Source organism: Neorhizobium puerariae, from assembly GCF_042429745.1.
Taxonomy (GTDB): domain Bacteria; phylum Pseudomonadota; class Alphaproteobacteria; order Rhizobiales; family Rhizobiaceae; genus Neorhizobium; species Neorhizobium puerariae.
Genome location: NZ_JBHMAA010000014.1, coordinates 139,369 through 160,033, shown reverse-complemented (window position 1 = coordinate 160,033; position 20,665 = coordinate 139,369). Strand labels below are relative to the sequence as shown.

The 20,665-nt window shown below is 63.9% G+C and carries 13 protein-coding genes and 1 pseudogene; 1 reads left to right on the top strand and 13 read right to left on the bottom strand.

Annotated features, from left to right (window positions below; translation table 11 throughout):
* Nucleotides 1-16 precede the first annotated feature (16 nt).
* The 10 genes and pseudogenes from ACFFP0_RS12640 to ACFFP0_RS12595 form a co-directional block, all read right to left on the bottom strand.
* Entirely contained in the window at nt 17-5,464 is a 5,448-nt protein-coding gene (locus tag ACFFP0_RS12640; RefSeq protein WP_377261031.1) for an alpha-2-macroglobulin family protein, read from the bottom strand.
* 137 nt (nt 5,465-5,601) lie between these two features.
* Complete coding sequence (locus ACFFP0_RS12635) at nt 5,602-6,351, bottom strand: SDR family NAD(P)-dependent oxidoreductase (RefSeq protein WP_377261029.1); 750 nt, start codon at nt 6,349-6,351, stop codon at nt 5,602-5,604.
* Entirely contained in the window at nt 6,351-6,833 is a 483-nt protein-coding gene (locus ACFFP0_RS12630; RefSeq protein ID WP_377261288.1) for a PCC domain-containing protein, read from the bottom strand. Before ACFFP0_RS12630 ends, ACFFP0_RS12635 begins: the two co-directional genes overlap by 1 nt.
* 396 nt (nt 6,834-7,229) lie before the next feature.
* Nucleotides 7,230-8,858 (bottom strand): annotated as a pseudogene (locus tag ACFFP0_RS12625) (acyl-CoA synthetase); the annotation flags it as partial.
* On the bottom strand, nt 8,855-10,024 hold the full coding sequence (locus tag ACFFP0_RS12620) for an acetyl-CoA acetyltransferase (RefSeq protein ID WP_377261026.1): 1,170 nt from the start codon (nt 10,022-10,024) through the stop codon (nt 8,855-8,857). The gene ACFFP0_RS12620 and the pseudogene ACFFP0_RS12625, both read right to left, overlap by 4 nt.
* A gap of 15 nt (nt 10,025-10,039) precedes the next feature.
* Nucleotides 10,040-10,921, bottom strand: a complete 882-nt coding sequence (locus ACFFP0_RS12615; protein ID WP_377261024.1) for an IclR family transcriptional regulator — start codon at nt 10,919-10,921, stop codon at nt 10,040-10,042.
* Between the two features lie 33 nt (nt 10,922-10,954).
* Nucleotides 10,955-11,974 carry a TRAP transporter substrate-binding protein gene (locus ACFFP0_RS12610; protein WP_377261021.1) on the bottom strand — a complete coding sequence of 340 codons (1,020 nt, stop codon included), beginning with the start codon at nt 11,972-11,974 and terminating at the stop codon, nt 10,955-10,957.
* 49 nt (nt 11,975-12,023) lie between these two features.
* The gene (locus tag ACFFP0_RS12605; RefSeq protein WP_377261286.1) at nt 12,024-13,880 is read right to left on the bottom strand and encodes a TRAP transporter large permease subunit; all 1,857 of its coding nucleotides are present in this window, start codon (nt 13,878-13,880) and stop codon (nt 12,024-12,026) included.
* A gap of 330 nt (nt 13,881-14,210) precedes the next feature.
* Nucleotides 14,211-15,014 carry an SDR family NAD(P)-dependent oxidoreductase gene (locus ACFFP0_RS12600; protein WP_377261018.1) on the bottom strand — a complete coding sequence of 268 codons (804 nt, stop codon included), beginning with the start codon at nt 15,012-15,014 and terminating at the stop codon, nt 14,211-14,213.
* A gap of 175 nt (nt 15,015-15,189) precedes the next feature.
* Nucleotides 15,190-16,269 carry an acyltransferase family protein gene (locus ACFFP0_RS12595; protein ID WP_377261015.1) on the bottom strand — a complete coding sequence of 360 codons (1,080 nt, stop codon included), beginning with the start codon at nt 16,267-16,269 and terminating at the stop codon, nt 15,190-15,192.
* A 188-nt stretch (nt 16,270-16,457) separates the two neighbouring features.
* Between ACFFP0_RS12595 and ACFFP0_RS12590 the strand changes: the two genes are divergently transcribed.
* On the top strand, nt 16,458-17,270 hold the full coding sequence (locus tag ACFFP0_RS12590; RefSeq protein ID WP_377261012.1) for an MBL fold metallo-hydrolase: 813 nt from the start codon (nt 16,458-16,460) through the stop codon (nt 17,268-17,270).
* 56 nt (nt 17,271-17,326) lie between these two features.
* On the opposite strand, the gene ACFFP0_RS12585 is transcribed toward ACFFP0_RS12590, so the two are convergent.
* The 3 genes from ACFFP0_RS12585 to ACFFP0_RS12575 all read right to left on the bottom strand — a co-directional run bounded on the left by ACFFP0_RS12585 (nt 17,327) and on the right by ACFFP0_RS12575 (nt 20,659).
* Nucleotides 17,327-18,340, bottom strand: a complete 1,014-nt coding sequence (locus tag ACFFP0_RS12585) for an amidohydrolase family protein (protein ID WP_377261010.1) — start codon at nt 18,338-18,340, stop codon at nt 17,327-17,329.
* Between the two features lie 203 nt (nt 18,341-18,543).
* Nucleotides 18,544-19,314: an IclR family transcriptional regulator gene (locus ACFFP0_RS12580; protein WP_377261007.1), complete on the bottom strand. Its 771-nt coding sequence runs from the start codon at nt 19,312-19,314 to the stop codon at nt 18,544-18,546.
* 94 nt (nt 19,315-19,408) lie between these two features.
* A complete protein-coding gene (locus ACFFP0_RS12575) occupies nt 19,409-20,659 on the bottom strand; it encodes a LysR family transcriptional regulator (protein ID WP_377261005.1) in 1,251 nt (416 codons plus the stop codon).
* Nucleotides 20,660-20,665: the final 6 nt, after the last annotated feature.

The following is a 20,665-nucleotide window of genomic DNA, read 5'->3' as shown; positions in this document are numbered from 1 at the left end:
GGGGTCGAGCCGCCGCCTATTGCGCGGCGAGCACCTCCATTTTCCCGGTTGCGGTGCGTGCCGAGAACTGCGGGCGATACATGTCCTCCACCTGGGCGGCCGGATGATCGTAGACGCCCGGGGTAACGGCACGAACCACATAGGCGAGCGAAATCTCGCGATTGTCGCCGGCGCTGCGGTCGAAAGCCGCCACGAAGCGGTCATTGCGGAACTCCGTATGGGCGGGCGTCACCTCTTCGATCCAGTCGAAATTGGAAAGGCTGGCGCTGTTGACGATGCTCGGATTATCGATCTCGAACCCGGCCGGGAGAAGGTCGGTCACGACGACCCGCGACGGCCATTCGTTGGTCTCGGTGATGTTCAGCACGACGACATAACGCTCGTTCTGCTGCGCCTCGCTGACATTCACCTCCTCGCCGGCCATGTTGTAATAGGTGCGGGAGATTTCGAAGCCGTCACCGCCCGCCGGCAGCGGCTGGGCTGGCGCTGCGACCGTGGTGATCGCGGCGGACAGCGGATCGCCGCTGTCGTTGCGGATCGTCAGCGGGTGGTCGATCAGCGCGTCGCCCGTCATCTGCGACATCAGGGTACCGCGATGGTCGGCGCCGTTCACGTTGAGCCGCAGATTGTTGTCTCCGTTCTGCAATGCGCGGGCCGCCAGCAGCATCCATGTCTGCTCCTGCGTGCTGGTATATTTCTTGGCGCTCCATTCCTTCGCGACGATATTCGCCAGGGCCGGAACGATCGGCGGCACCGGCCTGCTCTCGGCCGCGAGCGCCAGGACGGCGGCGCCGTCGCGCAGCGACGAACCGTAGTCGGAGCGGACCAGGCTCACCTTGTGGATCTGCGCCTGTTCCGACATCTGCAGGGAGTCGGCGAAGATGCTCTTCGACCTCTGGGCATCGCCATAAAGCGCCAGCGCCGCGGCGATATGCGCCTTGGCGAGCGGCGTCGGGAAATCGTTCAGCATCGTATCCGCATAATAGCGCAGGTCGCTGATCGCCGCCTTGCGATTGCGGGCGAGCACATAGAGCGCATAGGCGATCTCGTTGCCCTGGTCCTTGATGTTGTTGGTATAGCCCAGCGAGTTCTGCAGGCTTTCGAGCGCCTGGACCAGCGCCTGTTCCGGAACCTCGTAACCCTGCTCGCGAGCACGGGACAGGAAATCCGTCACGTAGGAATCGAGCCACAGATCGCCGCCGCCCGGCCCCCAGAGGCCGAAACTGCCGGCCGAGGACTGGTAGGAAAGCACGCGATAGATCGCATCCTGCACCCGCTTCTTGACTTCGGCATCGTCGGCAAGCCCGTTCTGGACCGCCATCTCGCTGAGATAGAGGAGCGGCAGGGCGCGGCTCGTCGTCTGTTCGGCGCAGCCGTAGGGATAGCGGCTGAGGCTCATCAGCAGCGCGGGAATGTCGAACGCCGTCGACCGGCTGACATTCACGCTGACGGACGCGCCGGGCAGGATGCTGTCGGCAAGCAGGTTGCTGTCGACGGTCATGCTGGCGCCGGGCTTCAGGTCGACCAGCCGCCGTTCGGTCACTGGCATGGCCGCCGGCCGGACGGGAATGTCGAGCTGCTGATACACGGACACGCCGGACACACTCGACAACCGGATATAGACGGAGCCATCGCCCGGCTCCACGCCGGAAAGCGGCAGCGTGACGTCCGTCTTGCCCCCGGCGGCGAGCTTGACGGTCTTCAGCGCGCTTGAGCCGACGGAAACGGGATCGGTGGTCCGGACGGTCAACTGGTAGTTCCCGGCCGGCGCGTCGGTATTGGCGATATCGAGGCGCAGGTTGCTCTGGTCGCCCGGCGCCAGGAAACGGGAAAGGCTGGCGGTCACCACGATCGGATCGCGGATCACCACGTCCTTGACGCCATGGCCGACACCGGTCTTCGACCAGGCGACCGCCATGACGCGGGCCGTACCGTTGAACTGCGGGATATCGAAGGAGACGTTCGCGCGGCCCTGGGCATCGAGCTTCACCGGACCCGAGAAGAAGGCAACCAGCTTTTCCTTCGGCGGGCTTGCCTGCAATGCGATGCTGCCGCCATCGCCGCCGGTGCGCAACCGCCCGGTAGCGCCGAGCGAACCGTCGATCAGCCGGCCATAGATGTCGCGGATTTCAAGCCCCAGACGGCGTTGGCCGAAATACCAGTCGTCCGGCGCCGGAGGCTCGTAGCGGGTGAGGTTCAGAATGCCGACATCCACCGCGGCGACCGTGACATAGGCATTCTCGTTCGCGCCCGCTCCGGCCACCTGCACGGAGATATCCAGTGGCTGGCGCGGCAGGGTCTTGTCCGGAGCTGCCACGGAAACCTGGAGATCGCGGCTTTCCGGATCGACCTTCAGCCATGTGATGCCGATGGCGCGCATGGGCATGCGGCTTTCCTGCGCCTCGCCGGGGCGATAGAGCGTTGCCGTCACATAGGAGCCCGCGCCCCAATCGGCCGTGACGGGAATATCCACCTCCCCGCCATTCGCGCCGATGCTCGCCGTCTGCACGGTGAGCAGGTCTTCGGAACCGGCCGTGATCATCAATTCGCCGGCATAACGCGAGGAAACCTTGAGCCTGGCCGTTTCGCCGACCTTGTAGCTCGCCTTGTCAAGCGCGATTTCCAGCGCATCCGGCGTTTCGGTCGAGGTCGCGGTGACGAACCAGCCGGCATCGAACTCGACGCTGGATTCCGGGCCGCCGATATCGGCGGTCTCGATCTCCAGCCGGTATCGGCCCCAGGCGACCGGCACCGAGATCCGGCCGCCGTCCGGGGTGACGTTGACCGCTCCGTTGGTAACCTGGCTGGTGCGGGTCACCGGCTCGAAACGCCAGGACGAACCGTCACGGTACCATTGGTAGTCGCGGTCGATCTTCACGAGTTTCCACGACAGGCCCCGCATCGTCTGCTTGCCGCCGGCGGGATCAACGACGATGACGGTGAAATTGCCCACCGAATTCTCGGCGAGGTCTCCCGAGAATTCCGGCTTTATGCCGATCCTCGCGCCATCCGGCTTGACCGGCAGGGTAATGGAACGCTCGACGGCGCGGCCTCCGGCCTCCTGCATGCGCACGACGATATCGGCGTTGATCAGCCGGGTGGTCGAGGGCACTTCGCTGACATCGGCCTCGAAGGTCGCCTTGCCATCCTCGCCGGTAGGCTCCAGCGCATCGAGCGGAAGGCGCACGGTTTCCGTCTCCTCCTCGTCGGCCAGGCCGAACTGATAGCCGGGGAATGCAACGCTTTCCCGCGTCGGCTTCAGCGTGATCTCGCCTTCGAGATTGAGACCGGCGGCCGGTGCGCCATAGAGGAAACGCCCGTCGATATTGACCGGCACCGGTTGGCCGGCCTCGATTTCCCTGGCCTCGCTCGTCATGTCGAATTCGATGCGATCCGGAACGAAGTCGTCCACCAGGAATGTCTTTTCGCTGATCGCCGAACCCTTGGGGTCCGTGAAGATCTGCATGGTCCACGTACCGCGCATCGCGGACGGCTGGAGCGGCAGGTCGAGCGCATAGCCCCCGAGCGAACCGTTATCGACCATGCGACGGTCCTCGACGCCATCCGGGCGGAGGAAAACAAAGGTGAGCGGCAGGTTCTCGATCGCCGTCGCATCGATATTGCGCGCAAGCGCGCTCGCATGCACCGTCTCGCCGGGGCGGTAGATGCCGCGTTCGGTCCATGGCAGGAGGTCGATCGCTCCCGGCGCCGGGCGGCCGGTGACGCCACGATCGGACAGATCGAACCCGGCGCGGCTCATGTCCAGGAAGACATAGTCCTGGCCGTTGTTCTGTGCCGTCAGCACCGCAGGCACCATGCCCGCCGTGCCGCGCATCAGGCCGGCGGTGAAGACCGCACGCCCATCCGCATCCGTCTTGGCGGCGCCGAGGATTTCATTGTTCTTCGCGAGAAGCTGCAGGTCGACGCCCGCAATCGGCTTCGCCGACCCCAGCGCCCGGGCAAAGACGTGCAGCCCGTCCGTGCCGGCATAGGTGCTGAGCCCGATATCGGAAACGACGAACCACTGGGTCGCCTTGCTGTCCCATTCCTGCGAGACGGCATTGGATGCCGCCGCCGTCAGAACATAGACGCCCGGCTTGCGCGCCGGCAGCGCCTCATCGACCGGGAAGCTGGTCACCACGTCCTTGTTGAGGTCCTGGCCGATATCGATCGTGCCCTGCCAGACGAGTTCGCCGCTCTGCTGCTCGATCTGGCTGGCATTGTAGCCATCCATCTGGGTCAGGAACTGCGAGTTGGCGAGCAGCGAGGCGATGTTGCGATCCCCCACGCGATAAAGCTTCAGGTCGGCTTTTTCCGTATTGACCGACACGATCGGGATGCCGCGGCGCGCGGTCGACGGCAGCACGAAGCTGTCGCCGGTAAAACGCACCATCGGCGAGCGGTCCTTGACATAGATGTCGAGATCGACCTGGGCCACGAGCGGCTCTTCGACGGAAGACGGCAGCCCCCGGCGAAGCGACAGCTTGTAGCGCTGGCCGTGCGTCAGTCCCTCGACGCAGATCTGGTTGTCCTTGGCCTCCATCGCCTTCGGCGCCTGACCGTTCAGCACCACGAAAGGAGCGTAGTCGACCCCGGCCTTCACCAGCGGTTCGGAAAACTGCACGCAGGCGCGCGGATTGGCGCTGTCGTTGTCGACCGTGTTGCCGGTCACGCGGAAACCCTGGCGCTCGCGCAGGTCGTTGTAGGCGGACTGGATGGTGCGGGCATTCACCAGCGCCAGGCTCGCCTTGTATGCGTTGAGCGCGGAACGGTAGTTCTGCTGCTTGGCAAGCGCCGCGGCGAGAACCGCCAGGGCGTCGGCGCGGCTCTGGGTCGTGCGGGAAAGCTGATAGCCGTTGATCGCCGCCAGCGTGCCTTCGCTGTCGGCGGTGCTGTTGTCCCTGGCCGTGCTCGCCGCGCGCGCAAGCTCGATCCACAGCGAACCGTCATCCGGGGTAAGGGAAAGGCCGCCTTTGAAATTGTAGATTGCCGTATCGACATTTCCGCGGAGAAGCTCGCCCTGGGCGATGGCCTTCAGGTTTTCGACGCCGTAACCCTGCTGGTTGTCGCCGAGGGTCAAGCCGTCCTTCTGCTCGCGTGCCTGCTGCAGGAGATCCTCGGACAGGAAGCCAAGCCTCGGCGGCGCGCCGATATCCGGCTCGGACGCCACCTCGACGACCTTGCCGGCGACCGCCCCCTGGAATGCGTTGAGCTGGCCGTAGTCCGATTTCAGGAAGCACCACTTGGCCTTGACGTTATAGGTGAAAGCCTTGCAGGCATTGTCGCCGACACAGGCGGCCTCGCATTGCGCCTGGCTGACATTCTTGACCGTCCTGAGGTCGAAGCCGAGATAGTCGCCATCCGGTGTCGTTTCGATTCGCCGATCGGCCGCCAGCAAGGGCGAAGTCAAGGCGAATGCGGAAAAGAGAAGAGCGGAAAAGCCAAAAAACACGCGCCTAGACATGGACCGTCCTCCCCGTGGCTACCGTGGCATTCTGCCAGTTTTCCAATCTTTGCAGTGGCTTGTCAACGCAACTCCGCGTTTAGTACCGCGGATTTTGATGAATATGCTGTCACAAAGAAGACCTGTGCCGGAACGGTTCAGGCCATCAGGCCTGCTGCCGTAAACCCGCCGTCGACCGCCAGAATCTGGCCGGTCACGTAAGAGGACTGGCGGCTGTCGATGAGAAAAGCGACGGCCGCGGCAATCTCCTCCGGCCGGCCGTACCGGTGCATCGGGACGGTGCGATGCCATTCTTCCCGCGTCACCGCCGTATGCGTTTCCTTGACCATGGGGGTCTCGATCGGCCCCGGCGCAATCGCATTGACACGGATCAGGTCGTCGGCAAGCTCCACGGCCATGATCTTGGTGAGCGTGATCAGCGCCCCCTTCGAGGCGCCGTAGGCGGAACGGCCGAGATTGCCCTTGATGCCGGAAACCGACGCGATGTGGACGATCGAACCGCCGCCGTTTTCCCGAAGAACCGGGGCAAGCGCCTGTGAAAGCGCAAAAGCGCCGACGACATTCACCTCGTAGATTCGCCTCAGCATGTCCGCGGTCGTATCAGCGAACCGCACGTTTGCCGCGATTCCCGCGCTGTTGACGAGCGCGGCAAGCGGAGCAGCCAGCGAACGGCATCGGTCCGCAAGATGCGCCACGGCCGCCGCGTCGGTCACATCGAGCGCCGTGGGCGTGAGCATCGCGGCCCGGTTGTCGAGCTTCCCGGCCAGATGCGCCAAGGCGCCGACATCGCGATCGGTTGCGATCACATGCCAGCCGGCATCGATCAGAAGCTCCGTCGTCGAAAGGCCGATACCCGATCCTGCACCCGTGACGACGACGCTCCGCATTACCGCTCTCCCTGTTTCCCCACGATGACCAGCTCGAATGTGACGCCGACCGGATTGTCGCCCCGGACAAGCCGACCGTGATGGATCACGCCGTCCGTATCGACGACCGCAGCATCCAGCGTCGCGCAAAGGCCCTTCGTCTTCCTTGCCAGCACGCCGTTTTCGATGGCGATTTCGGTGGCCGGGCAGGCCACGCGCCGCCCGTCCTCGAAGACCGGCTCATTGATGCTGCCGATCCCGTGGATGCGCGCATTTTCGATGCCATGCATCGCGCAGATGTCCTCGAGCGCCGCTGCGACGTCCTCGTTCGGCCGGACTCGCAACAGGATGCCGCTGCCCTCCCCGCTCTCGCCCGCGACCGAGAACAACGTGAAATTCGTCTCGGGATCGGCGACGGAATCGAATGTCGCGGCGACGCTGCCATAGCCATGGACCGGGATCGGCTCGCTGACGACGCTCTCGAAGGGCAGGACATGGCCCATGCGGAACCCGCCTTCGCCCGTATCCCATATGCCGTGGCAATGCAGGAAAGGCGCACCGTCGCGCTCCCCGAAGATCGCGGTCGCGGCCTGAATTCTCCCGCCCGCGGGCGGCGCGAAGGTCGCGCTGTACCAGGCGGCGTGATCCTTGTCCGGCGAGAGGGCCGGCAGGACATAACGGAACGGATCGCAGGCGCCGCCCCGGATATCGACGAAGCCTCCCCTTAAGCCCGCTTCCGCAAAGACCCGCGCCACGCCGGAGAGAAAGACCTCGCCCGGCTGCAGCACACCTTGCACCGGCTTCAACGTGGTCCGCACCGCTTCCCGCCGCACGGGCGCAATCGGTCCAGGATGTCGGAGCTCACGCAGCGCCGGCTTGTCGTTAGCCGGCTTTCCACCCAGTTCGCCACGCTCCAGCAGCGCCTCGCGGATCATCTTCTTGGTGATCTTGCCATAGGCGGATTTCGGCAGGGCTTCCCAGAAGATAAAGCGTTTCGGCAGCTTGTAGCGGGATATCCTGCCGTCGATGAAGGCGAACATCTCCTCCTCGGTGACGACGGCGCCCGGTTCGGCGACGCAGACGGCGTAGCCAACCTCGCCCCAGAGCGGGTCCGGCACGCCGAGCACGGCCACCTCGCTGATGGCGGGATGCGTGAGCAGCTTCTCCTCGATCTCGCGCGGATAGACGTTCGAGCCGCCGGAGATGTACATGTCGGACGCCCGGCCCGTGATGTAGAGAAACCCCTGGTCGTCCATATGGCCGAGATCGCCAGTGCGGAACCAGCCGTCGCGAAACGCTTTCTCATTGGCCTCCGGATTGTCGTAATAGCCGGCAAAGACCGCCGGGCCGACAACGCAGATCTCCCCAGTCTCGTAGGCTTCCAGCTCCTCGCCCGCATCGTTCTGGATCGACACCTGCATGCCGGTCCGCTCCCTGCCGCAAGTCCCGATCTTCACGCCTTCGCCGTCTTCAGCCGAATGCAGCGACGGCGGCAGCACGGTGATCGCGCCGGTCACTTCACCGAGCCCGAAATACTGGACGATGACGGGACCGAGGCTTTTCAGCGTCCGTTTCTGGTCTTCGCGATACATGGGCGCGCCGGCATAGATCACGTAGCGCAGCGAGGAATGGTCGTATTTCTCCGCCGACGGATGCTCGACCAGCAGCTTGAGGATGGTCGGAACGGTGAACATGGTCGAGACGCGCCATTTTTCGACCAGCGCCCAGGCTGCCTCGATGTCGAACCTTTCCGTCGGCAGAAGGACGGTCTTCACCCCATGCGCCACCTGCGTGAGCTGGTGCACGCCGGCGCCATGGGAAAGCGGCGCGACGACCAGCGCGGCATCGGCGGAGGTGACGCCCGGCATCAGGTCGCAGAGATGGTTGTTGATCACGAAGGCCATCTGACCATGCGTCAGCACGGCCGCTTTCGGCCGCCCGGTCGTGCCCGACGTGAAGAAGAACCAGCACGGATCGTCGCGCTCGACACGCGCCTCGACGGGTTTTCTGCCGAGGAATTCCCCGACGATCCCATCGTAGGACGGACCGAAATCCGCGTCGCCGATGGCGATCACGAAACCGATGTCGACATTCGTCTCGCGCGCAACCCGCGCATGGTCGGCAAAGGCCGCATTGCAGATCATGCCCGTCGCACCGCTCGCCGTGGCGAGATAGGCGACCTCCTCCGGCGTCTGCCGGAAATTGGTCGGCACCCAGACCGCGCCGATCCGGAAACAGGCGAACATGGACTCGAACATCTGGTTGCAGTTCTGCGACTGGACCAGAATGCGGTCGCCCTTCGTGGCCCCGAACCGCTGCTGGAGGGCTGTCGCCATCGCGTCGATGCGCGTGTCGAACTCCTCCCAGGTCCAGGCTTTTTCCGACCAGACCAGTGCAATGCCCTGCGGCTCCCGGCATTTGGCTTGCGTCACGAAACGGGCGAGGTTCATCACCCGCGTCGAACGGGGGGCGAGCCCGCCCCTCGGATCGGCCCGATCTGCGGCAACGGCCGCGGCCACCCCATTCATTTCGTCCGCTCCAGAATGGAGACGTAGTTGGCAACGGCCGCACCGCCCATGTTGAAGACGCCGGCGAGCGTCGCGTCCGGCACCTGCATCTCACCCGCCTCGCCACAGAGCTGCATCGCGGCCATCACATGCATGGACACGCCGGTCGCACCGATCGGATGCCCCTTTGATTTCAGCCCCCCCGACGGGTTGACCGGCAACCGGCCATCCTTGCGGGTAATGCCTTCGCGGATGATGCGGTATCCTTCCCCCGGCCGGGCAAGTCCCATGGCCTCGTATTCGATGAGCTCCGCGATCGTGAAGCAGTCATGCGTCTCGACAAGACTGAGATCGTCGAGGGAGATGCCGGCCTCGCCGAGCGACCTCTGCCAGGCCATGCGGGCGCCTTCGAAGGCGATCGGATCGCGGCGCGACATGGCGAGGATATCGTTGACGTGGTTGCGCGCCCGGAATGCCACCGCACGTTTCATGCCGGCGGCGACCTCCGGAGCGGCGACCACCAGAGCGGCGGCGCCATCCGACACGAGCGAGCAATCCGTGCGGCGCAGCGGCGCCGCCACATAGGGATTCTTGTCGGAGACGGTGTTGCAGAAATCGAAACCGAAATCCTTTTGCATATGGGCATAGGGATTCTTCATGCCGTTGGTATGGTTCTTGGCGGCGATCATCGCCAGTTCTTCGGAACGATCGCCATAGCGCTGGAAATAATGGCTGGCGATGCGGCCGAAGAGACCTGCGAAACCGCCCTCCACATCCGCTTCCTCCTCGCGGTAGGAGGCCGACAGCAGGATGTCGCCGGTCTCCCTGGTCGGCAGCGCCGTCATCTTCTCCGCTCCGACGACGAGCGCGATCCTGCCCCGACCGGAGGCGATGAAATCGAGCGCCGAATAGAGCGCGGCCGAACCCGTCGCGCAGGCATTCTCCATGCGCACCGCCGGCACATGGTCAAGGCCTTCGGCCGCCATGGCGACAAGCGCCCCCTGGAAATCCTGTTTGGAAAAACCGTTGTTGAACACGCCGACGAAGATGCCGTCGACATCCTTCGCGGTGATGCCGGCATGTTCCAGGGCCGGATTGATCACCTCGGCCATCAGTTCCCGGGTCGAGCCGGCATCGGATCTCCCGAATTTCGAATGCGCCCAACCAATGATCTCGGCTCCGCTCATGATCTTCTCCTTCGTTCAAACATGTTCCGGCGCCCGCCGGCGGACCGGCTGCGGCGCGTCTCGGATTACCGGCCTGCCGGAGCCGAAGAGGGTCTTCAGCTTGCCCTGCGCGCGTTCCACTTCCTGTCGCAGCGATCCCGCCAATTCCTTCCGGCGCGTTTCGCCCATGCGGCTGTCGATCGCGGCGATCGACAGCGCCCCGGCGAGCCGCCCATCCGGCAGCAGGATCGCCATGCCGATCCCCCAGGAATTGGCGATCACCCGGCCGGGGTTCAGCGCATAGCCCGCTTCCCGCGTCCGGGCGACGTCCTCGCGGATGATCTCCGCCGAATAACCGGGATATTGCGTGGCGATGACGCCTTCGATCCTGCCGATGATCGCATCCACCTCCGCATCCGGCAATGCGGCCAGCATGGCGAGCGATCCCGCACCGACGCCGAGCGGGTTCTGGTCGCCAGTCAGCAGCGCGTGCGTGCGCACGGGATGCGTCCCTTCCTCGCGATGCAGGCAGACCGCGTAGTCGTCCCGCCGCATCGAAACGAAACTCGTATCGGCGGAAAGCGCCGAAAGCCGTTTCAGGCTCTCGGCCGCCATCTCGAGAAGGCCGTGCCGGCGCGATGCCAGCATGCCGAGTACGTAGAGTTCCCCGCCGAGATAGTACCGGCGAGTGAGTTCGTCCTGCTCGACCAGGCGGGAGCGCATGAGAGCCATCAGCAATCGCCTGGCGGTCGGCTTGTTGAGGCCGCTACCGGCAACCACGTCGCCCAGCGCCACTCCCTTGTCGGCGGCGCGTCCGACGATGGAAAGAAGCTGCAGCGCCCTTTCCACCGCCTGCGCGCCGGAGCCGGAAGCGGAACCTTCCCGAAGACCGGACAGGTTGTCGATCAACTGTTCCATGAACCGCTTTCCGCTCCAGGGGCCGCGCCGTGATCAGCCCAGCGTCTTGCCGATGGCCTTTTCCAGGATTGCCCAGGCTTCCTCGCCATATTTGCCTTTCCAGTCCTTGTAGAAATTCGCGCTGCGCAGCTTTTCCTGGAAAAGGGCGCCGTCAGGCTTGTTGAACTTCATCCCCTTGCCTTCCAGCTCCGCCTGGACGCTGGCGTTGAGCGCCATGACATCCTTGCGCTGCAGCTCGGCAGCGGCATTGAAATGCCTGGCGACGATCTGCCGCAGATCCTCCGGCAAGGCCTGCCAGGAGCGGCGGTTGAGCAATATCCAGAAGCCGTCCCACATGTGGTTGGTCATGGAGACGTATTTCTGGACCTCGAAGAGCTTGGCCGTCGTCAGGATGGCAAGCGGGTTTTCCTGCCCATCGACGATCCCCGTCTGCAGCGCCGTATAGGTTTCGGCGAAGTTGATGGAGGCGGGCGCGGAACCGAAAGCGGTGAACATCGAGGTCCAGAGCGGGCTTACCGGCACGCGTATCTTGAAGCCTTCGAGATCCTTCGGCGTCTCGACCGGCCCCCTGGACGAGGTGATCTGGCGGAAACCGTTGTCCCAGATCTTTTCGAGCGTCAACAGGCCCTTCTTCTCGATCTCGCCGCGGACATACTTGCCGAGTTCGCCGTCCATCGCCGGCCAGACCTGGTCATAGCTCGGAAACGCGAACCCGACGCCGTTGAGCGACGCGTTCGGCACGAGCGTCGACAGGATGATCGGCGACAGGCTGAACATCTCGACACCACCCGAACGCACCTGGTTCAGCATGTCCGTATCGGCGCCGAGCTGACTGGACGGAAAGATGTTGATCGCCATCCGGCCGCCGCTCTCCTCCTGAATCCTGGCGACGGCCTCCTTGGCGCGGATGTTCATGGGGTGGGTCAATGCCTGGTTGTTGGCGAACTTGTAGGTGAACTCGGCTGCATTCGCAGGCCTCGTGCGGATCGAAAAGGTCGTGGCGATGCCGGTCGTGGCCGCGCCCACGAGAAGCGTTCTGCGATTGACGTTCATGAAATCCCTCCTCCGATTTCAGTTCCCGATTTTTATGATCCCACGGCCTTCAAAGGAAAACCGTCGAGAAGTAAGGCACCGCCGCGATCACCAGAAGCCCGACCGTCAGCGCGCCGATATAGGGCCAGATGGCCCTCATGGCCTCGTCCGGCGAAACATTGCCGATCTTGCAGGCGATGTAGAAGCCTATGCCGATCGGCGGGGTCATGAGGCCGATATTCATCGCCGTCACGACCACCATGGAATAGTGGATATCGTTGATGCCGAGCGCGCGGGCGACCGGAAACATGATCGGCGCCATGAGCACGATCGCCGGCAGGCCCTCCAGCACGCAGCCGAGCACCATGAAGATCAGGATGGAGACGCCCATGAAGGTCATCCAGCCGCCCGGAAGCCGCTGCACGGCTTCCACCAGCTGTGCGGCAAAACCGGTCTGGGTCAGGGCCCACGCCATCGCGGAGGCCGCCCCAAGGATCATCAGGATCGCGCCGGACAGGGCAGCCGTCTCCACCAGCATGGAATAGAGGCGGGTCCGGCTGATGCCGCCATAGAGCACCATGCCGATGATCATCGCGTAAAGCACCGCGATCGTCGACACTTCGGTGGCAGTCGCGATCCCTTCGCCGACGGCGGTGCGGATCAGGAAAGGCAGGACCAGCGCGGGTGCGGCGACCAGCAGCGTCTTCCTGATGACGGAAAGCGGCGCGCGCCGGACCCCTTCCATGGCCTCGTGCCGGGACTTCCAGCGGGCAAGCACCGCGAGAACCAGCAGCAGCACCATGGCGATCGCAAAACCGGAGGTGAACAGGCCCGCGATAGAAACGCCCGCGGCCGAACCCAGGACGATCAGCACGATCGAGGGCGGCACCGTCTCGGCCATTGCGGCACCGGTGGCGAGCAGGGCGATCATTTCGGGCGGCCTGTGACCGCGCCGCTTCATCTCCGGAAACAGGGCCGGCGCCACGGTCGCCATATCCGATACTTTCGAGCCGGAAATGCCGGAGACGAGGAAAAGCGAGCCGAGCAGCACATAGGACATGCCTGCACGCACATGCCCCAGCAGGGAAGCCAGGAATTCGACGATCGCCTTGCCCATGCCGGTCGCATCCAGGATGCAGCCGAGCAGGACGAAGATAGGCACCGAAAGCAGGATGATACTCGACATGCCCTCGTCCATGCGGCCGATCATCACGAAAACCGGCACGGACGTCGTGAAAGACAGGAAGGCGAGCGTGGCGAGGCCGAAACAGAAGGCGATCGGAACGCCGAGCACCAGGAACAGGGCGACGAAGCCGACGAGGAAAATCGGGATATTCCAGTTGCCGATCTGCTTCAGGCCCGGCCCGGCAAGCCACAAAACGCCGGTCATCGCAGCGATCAGCACGACGGAGACAGCGATCTGGCGGAAGCCGGAACCTCTCAGCACGTTGACCAGCGCCAGCACAAACATCAGGGCCACCCCGACGGGCAACGCCGCTGCGCGGTAGCTCATCGGGATATTGAGCGCCGCCGACGTGATATAGGATTCCTCGACGGCATATTCATAGGCCGGCCGCAGCATGACGCCGAGAAAGATCGCCATCAGCAGCATGGCGAGCGTGCCGGCCAGAGCCTGAACCTTTTCAGGCAGCATCCCCACAAACAGCGTGAGCCGCAGATGCTCGCTCCTGTCGACGGCCATCGCCGCTCCCAGCATGGCGAGCCACAGGAAGGAGATGGAGGCCACCTCATCGATCCAGACAATCGGCAGCGAAAAGACGTAACGGGAAACGACGCCGGCGAGGAGTAGCGCGATGATCACCACAAGCAGGGTCGCCGTTATCGCCTCCATCGGCCGCATCCAGGCGGAACCGCTCTGTTGCGGCGCCACGCCTTCGAGGCCGGCCAAAAGCGACGCCTCGTCCATTGGCTCGATCGTGTTGTTGGCTGCCGTCACGCATCATCCTCCTCTGCTGCGTGCTCACCGCGCAGGTTGAAGGACTTTCGCCTCGGCGCTCGCTGCAGGACCGCGAATCCAAACGGAACGCGCCCCTCACCGGCCGTGCCGTTTTCTCCTCCAGGCGTCGGGCTCCTCCAGCCTCTCGCATCGGTCCATTATATGGATCTTATTCTTCTTCCAGTTGACGAAGTCTGGTGAAGAGTTCCGGGTTAGGCAAGTCCAAAAATTGCGGGCGCATGAAAAACCCGAAAAATCGATCCACTATATGGAATTTCCCCGTCCTTGCCCTGCATGCGATCAGTTCAGGCTTCCCGATACCGTCGCATGCAGCCCACCGTCGACGGGCAATTCGACTCCGGTGATATATTTCGCCTCGTCGGAAGCGAGGAAAACCGAGGCCCAGGCGATGTCCCAGCCGTCTCCCTGGCGCCTCATGGGCGACAGTGCATCCCGCTTGGCCTTCATTTCCTCTGCCGAGCCGTAGTAGCCGCTGATCTGCTTCTGGATATGCGGCGTGTCCATGACCCCCGGCAGGATGGCATTGGCGCGAATTCCCCTGGCGGCATATTCGATGGCGATCGCCCGGGTGAAGTGATTGAGAGCCGCCTTGGACGCATAATATGAAACATAGGGATAGCCGGTCCACCTGATGGAAGCGAGCGACGAGATATTGATGATCGCGCCGCCCCCCTGCCGCTCCATGATCGGCAGCACCGCCTTGCAGGTGAGGAATGCACTGGTGAGATTGACGTCCATCACCCTCCTCCAGCTTTCCTCCGTCGCCTCCGCGGCGCCGCCGGGCGCGTTGATGCCGACATTGTTGTGCAGCACGTCGATGCGGCCGAAACGCTTTACGGTCTCCTCAACCACGGCTGTTATGTCGGCCGATCGGGTAACGTCCGCGGCAAGGGCCAGGCCAAGCCCGCCTTCGGATTCGATCACCTCCAGGGTGTTCCTCGCGGCATCCAGATTGACGTCGACACAAACGACCGTTCCGCCTTCGCGCGCATAGGCGACGGCGGCGGCCTTGCCGTTCCCGAAGCCCGGACCGGCCGAGCCGGCGCCGAACACGAGAACGACCTTGTTCTTCATGCGATCCATTCGTTGCTCCTCCAGACCACCCTCCCCGGTGGTTCGAAGCAGCTTATGGCCTGCCTGCCCGTCGGTCCATGTCCCCCGTCGGTCCATTTTCAATGACGAACGGGTTCGGTTCCGGATTGGGCAGCACGCCCCGAACATCGCCGGAACGGACGGGTGGCCGTCAGGAAATCCGGGCTTACGCCGGACGATGCCGGCGCCGGCGGAAGCCGTCTTTCAAATAGATGGAGGTGCGAATGATCGCCCGCCGCGCCGAAGGCTCGATGGCTCTGGAGATTGCCCACGAGACGAGGAGCAGGATCGCGATCAGGACGGCGGCAACGCTCCAGCGGTTTTGCCCGGTCCCGAAACGGGCGAAGACCGCATACCCGATATTCTGGTGCAGGAGGTAAAGTGGATAGGTAAGGCCGCCGAGACCGATCGCCAGAGCTGGCGAGATCCGCAGTGACGGCGTCATGGCGCAGAAAGCCACCGCCGCCAGCGCCACCGGTCCGACCATGGCAAGGCCGGTCACGCTCCGGTTCAGCCCGTACATCGTCACGAAATCCGGCTCGGTGAGGAATGGCGTCGCGATGGCCCAGCAGGCCGACAGGCCGAGCACCAGGATGTTCCTTACCGAAAAGCACTGCTGCGCCTTGTAGAGGCTCAGCCCGAAGGCAAAGTAGCCGGAATATTCGGTGATCAGCAGCTTCTGCAGCGCGCCGCTGCCGATCACCGCCTCGTTGAGGACGGAAACGGCAAGCCAGGCCATGACGGCCAAACGCCAGCCCCGCTCGAAAAGACCGGTCGCGATGGCGAGGAAAACCCAGGCATAGAAGATGATCTCATAGGCTATCGTCCAATAGGCGCCGTCGAGGAACGGCTGCCCGAGGCCGCGCGAAATGATGACGACATGCGCCAACCACTGTTTGACCGTCGGCGGATCGATGGTCGGCACCGGCCAGACGGTCAGCACGACGGCCGTCATCGTCGCGCAGACGACGAACATCGGCCAGAGCCTCGCCACCCGCCCGGCCGCGAAATCATAGGCCGAACGCCCTTGTGCCGACATGGTGATGACATATCCGGATATGGCGAAGAAGATCAGGAGGCCAGTATCGAACCACATGGCCACCGGCGCCAGATCGGGAAACCCCATACCGCCGCCCTCCCCGGTGATCCGCATGCGGAAACCGTAATGGAACACGAGAACCATCAGCGCCGAGACGAGGCGCAGGATATCGAGATTGAGAAGGCGTGCCGTTTTCGGACTGGTCATCCGATCCTCGCGACGGTGGGGAAAATCGGCATGAATCCTATCTGGAACGCCTTTGGAAAAGATGAATCCGCTGACGAGAATGCGAACGTTCCGGCAAAGAAAGGAAGGCGACGGCTTTCCTTTCCGGCACGAATAACGTTTCGTGTCAGTTTGGTGACAAGGACGATCCGGCGACAAGGGAGGGTCCGATGACTACTTTTCTCTGCTGCGCTTGCGGCACTTCTTTTGGCGACATGGACATGGCGCCGGCAAGCTGCCCGATCTGCACCGATGAACGCCAGTACGTGCCTCCTGCGGGACAGGCCTGGACGACACCGGAAAATCTGGCGCGAACGCATCGCAATGCCTGGCTGCGGCTAGAACCGCATCTGACGGCGATCCAGACCGTTCCAGCCTTTGCCATCAACCAGCGCGCCCTGCTCCTGAGGACGCCGGCCGGAAACGTGCTCTGGGACTGCATTGCGCTCCTGGACGATGCGACCGAGGAGATCGTCCGGGCGCTCGGCGGCCTGAGCGCCATCGCCATCTCGCATCCGCACTACTACACGACGATGCAGGATTGGGCCGCAGCCTTCGACGCGCCCATCTACCTGCATGCCGCCGACAGGGAATGGATCTGCCGTCTGTCCGATCACATCCGGCTGTGGGAGGACGACGCGCTGGTGCTTTCCTCGACCGTGACGCTGATTCGCGGCGGCGGGCACTTCGCCGGGGGCACGGTGCTGCATTGGGCCGGCGATGACGGCAAGGGCGTGCTGCTCGCCGGCGATATCGTGCAGGTCACACCCGGCGCCGACCATGTCTCCTTCATGTGGAGCTACCCGAACATGATCCCCTTGAGCGCCGCCGAAGTGGCGGATGTCGCCGAAAGGCTGGCGCCGTGGCCGTTCGAACGGATCTATGGCGCCTTTTCCCACCAGAACGTCGGGCAGGACGGCCAGGCGATCGTCGCCCGGTCGGCGCAGCGTTACATCGACAGGCTCTCGGGCCGGCCCCGATAAAAAACGCGCGGGCGTTCGAACCCGCGCGTCGTCGACAGACCCGAGACCCCGGTTGCCTAGCTCAAGCCAAGCAGCTTGCGGGCATTGCCCTCATAGATCTTCCGGCGGGTGGCGTCGGAAATATTCATGTTGTCGAGGACCTTGATGGTCTCGCGGATGTACATCGGGCCGCCTTCCGGGTCGAACGGCGCGTCGGATGCGAACACGACGCGATCTTCGCCGAAGAATTCGATCGCATGCTCGATCGCCTTGGTCGAGCCGAAGCTCGCCGTATCGGCATAGAATTCCTTGAAATACTCCAGATGCGGCCGCTCCAGCGCCTTCAGCACGACGGAGAGGTCGCGGTCGGACGTGCGTTTGCCCATCTGGTCCCAGCCCGCGCCGACGCGGCCTTCGAAGAAGGGAACCATGCCGCCCGCATGGTGGGTGACGATCTTCAGGCCCTTGTATTTGTCGAACATGCGCGAGAAGACGAGGCGGGCCATCGCAGCCGAGGTCTCGTAGGGCCAGCCGAAGGTCCAGAATATCTCGTATTCGGACCGGTCCTCCGTGAGATAGTCCGGGAAATTGGCGCCGCGCGAGGGATGCAGGAAGACCGGTTTCCCGACTTTCGCCATATATTCGAAAAAGGGCTCGAACTGCGGCAGGTCGAGCGGCTTGCCGCTGTAGTTGGTGAAGATCTGGATGGCGGAAGCACCGAGATCTTCGATGCAGCGCTTGGTTTCCTTCATCATCCATTCCTGGTTTTCCATCGGCGCGGTGGCGATGAAGGCCGGGAAGCGTTCCGGATACTTCCGGCAAAGCTCGGCCATCGAGTCGTTGCCGATCTGGCCGAGATCGAGAGCCCTTTCGGCACCGGCAAGCTTTTCGAGCGGCGGCGAGGCGAGCGACAGGACCTGCTGATAGTCTTCGCCGAACATGTCCATGACCTGGAAGCGGCGGTCGAGGTCGGTCATCATCGGTACGGCGCCGCTGCGCATGGTGACGTCGGTCATCGTGCCGATATAGCCGATGAGGCGGTCAAAGAACGGCTTGGGCCAGATGTGATTGAAAATATCGATCTTCTTCATGGGATGTCTCCTCCTGACTTGTCCCCGCGCGGCACTGCGAACGTGAGGAAGCCGGCGCTTCCGTCTGGTGCTTCCGGCCGGCGCTCCCGGAATGTGAAACGACAGGCGGAGAAGGTCAGAACCGCGCTCCGCTTCGTTGGCGTCAACCATGCGGAGCGCGACCCATCAAGTCAACATATTTCTTGTAATATGAGATTATTGCATCAAACCCGATGCCGATGCGAGACGAGCGCGGCACTGATCTCGCCAGCCGCCGCCCGCACATCGCCGCCGATTTCTTCCACGAGCGAACCGTGAACCCGGTCCCGGGCGATGGTCACGGAAAAACTCGCGATCGGGCTCTGGCCGGCATCGAAGACCGGTGCTGCGAAGCCGGTCACGCCCGGCGTCACTTCGCCGTGAGCCACCGCATAGCCGGTCTTGCGAACGGATTTGAGCGCCTCCAGGACCGCCTCCACGGTATCGCCCACGCCCGCGGCCTGCCATTCGTCGAGTGTTCGCCCGATCAGGGGAACCAGGTTGCGGCGCGGCAGGAAGGCGACGATCGACCGGCCGATCGCGCCACGGCTGAGCGGCATGGGGCGTCCGCGGGGATAGCTGCTGATCGCTTCATGGGTGGAGCTCAGCGAATCGACGCAGAGGATCTTTTCGCCATACCAGCGGACGAGAAGCGCCGTACACTCGTATCTTGCCGTGAGTTTCTGCAGATAGGGCGCGCCGGAGAGAATGAGCCTGTCGGACTTGCGCAGAAGATAGTCCATCTCCACCACCCGCGGCCCGAGCGTGAAACCCATATTGGGCATGGAGGTGAGGAATCCGCGATCCTTGAGGATCTTCAGGTAGCGGTAGAGCGTCGGACGGCTGTAGCCCAGTTCCTCCATCAGCTCTTCCGGCGTCCATTCCAGACGCTCTTCGGTGAAGACATCGAGCACCGCCTGCAGGCGTTCGAGACTGTTGACGGCCTTTTCTCTCAAGCTGTTCCCGCTTCTCTGTCGACGGCGCGAATTCAAACCGGCCGCATATGCGGGGAACGACGATAGACATGAAATGCGCAATGGCAAGAGAAGCTTACTCGGCCGCCCTCAGTGAAGACACGTTCGTGCCGTTCGTGGCGCTTGCCGCCTCCTCCGTCGCGACGACCCTGCGGATCGCCGCCAGGTATTCCGCCTGGAGCGCGGTCGGCTGCCAGTTGCAGCGCGTGGTGATGCCGATCGAAAGCGGCTTGCCCGGCACCTCGTAGTTCAGAAGCGCCAGAAAGCCCGCCTTCAGCTCGTGCCGCAGCTGGTGCCGGGAAAGGAGCGCCAGCCGGTCGGACTGCATCAGCAGGCCGCGCAGGGTCGTCAGCGAGCCGGTCTCCACCGTTCCCTGCCTCTGCCGCTCTTCCGGGAACTTCATCGACAGCGCGTCGAACGTGCTGCGGTTGGGCGTCCCCTTGCGGGCCACGACCCAAGGATAGGCGGCGAGATCGGCGGACGAAACATTCACCTTGCCGGAAAGGGGATGGCCGGTGCCGGCGACCACCGCGAGCCGGAATTCGAAAAGCGGCTCCTGCACCAGCGATGGCGAGATGCGGCTGCGCAGCGCCCCGATCAGGAAATCGGTATGGCCCATCTCCAGATCGCTGAGGAGCTGCTCGTAGCTGCCCTCCAGGATCTCGAACCGCGCCAGGGGAAAGCTGGAAGCCAGCGATGCGATCGCATCCGGCACGATCGTCGTGCGCGCCATCGGCAGCGCGCCGACCGATACCAGACCGTCGAATTTGCCGCGCAGCTCCTGAACCTCCTCCGCGGCATTGCCGAGCTCCTTCAGGGACAGGCCTGCCCAGCGGGCAACGGAGCGGCCGGCATTGGTGAGGCGGGTCGCGCGGCCATCCGTCTCGAAAAGGCTCGTTCCGAGGATCGCTTCCGCATTGCGGGCGGTGCGCTGGACCGCGGCTCCCGATTGCTCCAGGATACGCGCGGCGCCGGGAAACCCGCCGGCCTGCGAAAAGGCCTGAAGCGCCCGCAGGTGAGAAATCGTCAACCGCGCATCAGCTCCCAGACCGCGCGAACCGGAATCCGTCTGGAGTTCCTGGCAGCCGGCGTGGATAAGGTCCAGCGCCCGCAGGAAACGGGACTGCACGACACGGCCTTCCGGCGTCGCCATGGCATGGCCGGGACCCCGTTCGAGAAGACGGGCGCCCAGAAGATCCTCCAGACGGGAGATCGCCTGCGAGGCGGCAGGCTGGGTAACGCCGACGATATCGGCGGCCTGCGTCAGGGAGCCCGCGCGCAGGCAGGCGCAGAACAGACGAATATGGCGTAGATTGGGATAGTCCATCCCCTT

What these genes read in the sequence shown, in the direction of transcription:
- ACFFP0_RS12640 (WP_377261031.1), bottom strand. Translation starts at nt 5,464, where the DNA reads ATGTCTAGGCGCGTGTTTTTTGGCTTTTCCGCTCTTCTCTTTTCCGCA.
- ACFFP0_RS12635 (WP_377261029.1), bottom strand. Translation starts at nt 6,351, where the DNA reads ATGCGGAGCGTCGTCGTCACGGGTGCAGGATCGGGTATCGGCCTTTCG.
- ACFFP0_RS12630 (WP_377261288.1), bottom strand. Translation starts at nt 6,833, where the DNA reads ATGGGCCATGTCCTGCCCTTCGAGAGCGTCGTCAGCGAGCCGATCCCG.
- ACFFP0_RS12620 (WP_377261026.1), bottom strand. Translation starts at nt 10,024, where the DNA reads ATGAGCGGAGCCGAGATCATTGGTTGGGCGCATTCGAAATTCGGGAGA.
- ACFFP0_RS12615 (WP_377261024.1), bottom strand. Translation starts at nt 10,921, where the DNA reads ATGGAACAGTTGATCGACAACCTGTCCGGTCTTCGGGAAGGTTCCGCT.
- ACFFP0_RS12610 (WP_377261021.1), bottom strand. Translation starts at nt 11,974, where the DNA reads ATGAACGTCAATCGCAGAACGCTTCTCGTGGGCGCGGCCACGACCGGC.
- ACFFP0_RS12605 (WP_377261286.1), bottom strand. Translation starts at nt 13,880, where the DNA reads ATGGACGAGGCGTCGCTTTTGGCCGGCCTCGAAGGCGTGGCGCCGCAA.
- ACFFP0_RS12600 (WP_377261018.1), bottom strand. Translation starts at nt 15,014, where the DNA reads ATGGATCGCATGAAGAACAAGGTCGTTCTCGTGTTCGGCGCCGGCTCG.
- ACFFP0_RS12595 (WP_377261015.1), bottom strand. Translation starts at nt 16,269, where the DNA reads ATGACCAGTCCGAAAACGGCACGCCTTCTCAATCTCGATATCCTGCGC.
- ACFFP0_RS12590 (WP_377261012.1), top strand. Translation starts at nt 16,458, where the DNA reads ATGACTACTTTTCTCTGCTGCGCTTGCGGCACTTCTTTTGGCGACATG.
- ACFFP0_RS12585 (WP_377261010.1), bottom strand. Translation starts at nt 18,340, where the DNA reads ATGAAGAAGATCGATATTTTCAATCACATCTGGCCCAAGCCGTTCTTT.
- ACFFP0_RS12575 (WP_377261005.1), bottom strand. Translation starts at nt 20,659, where the DNA reads ATGGACTATCCCAATCTACGCCATATTCGTCTGTTCTGCGCCTGCCTG.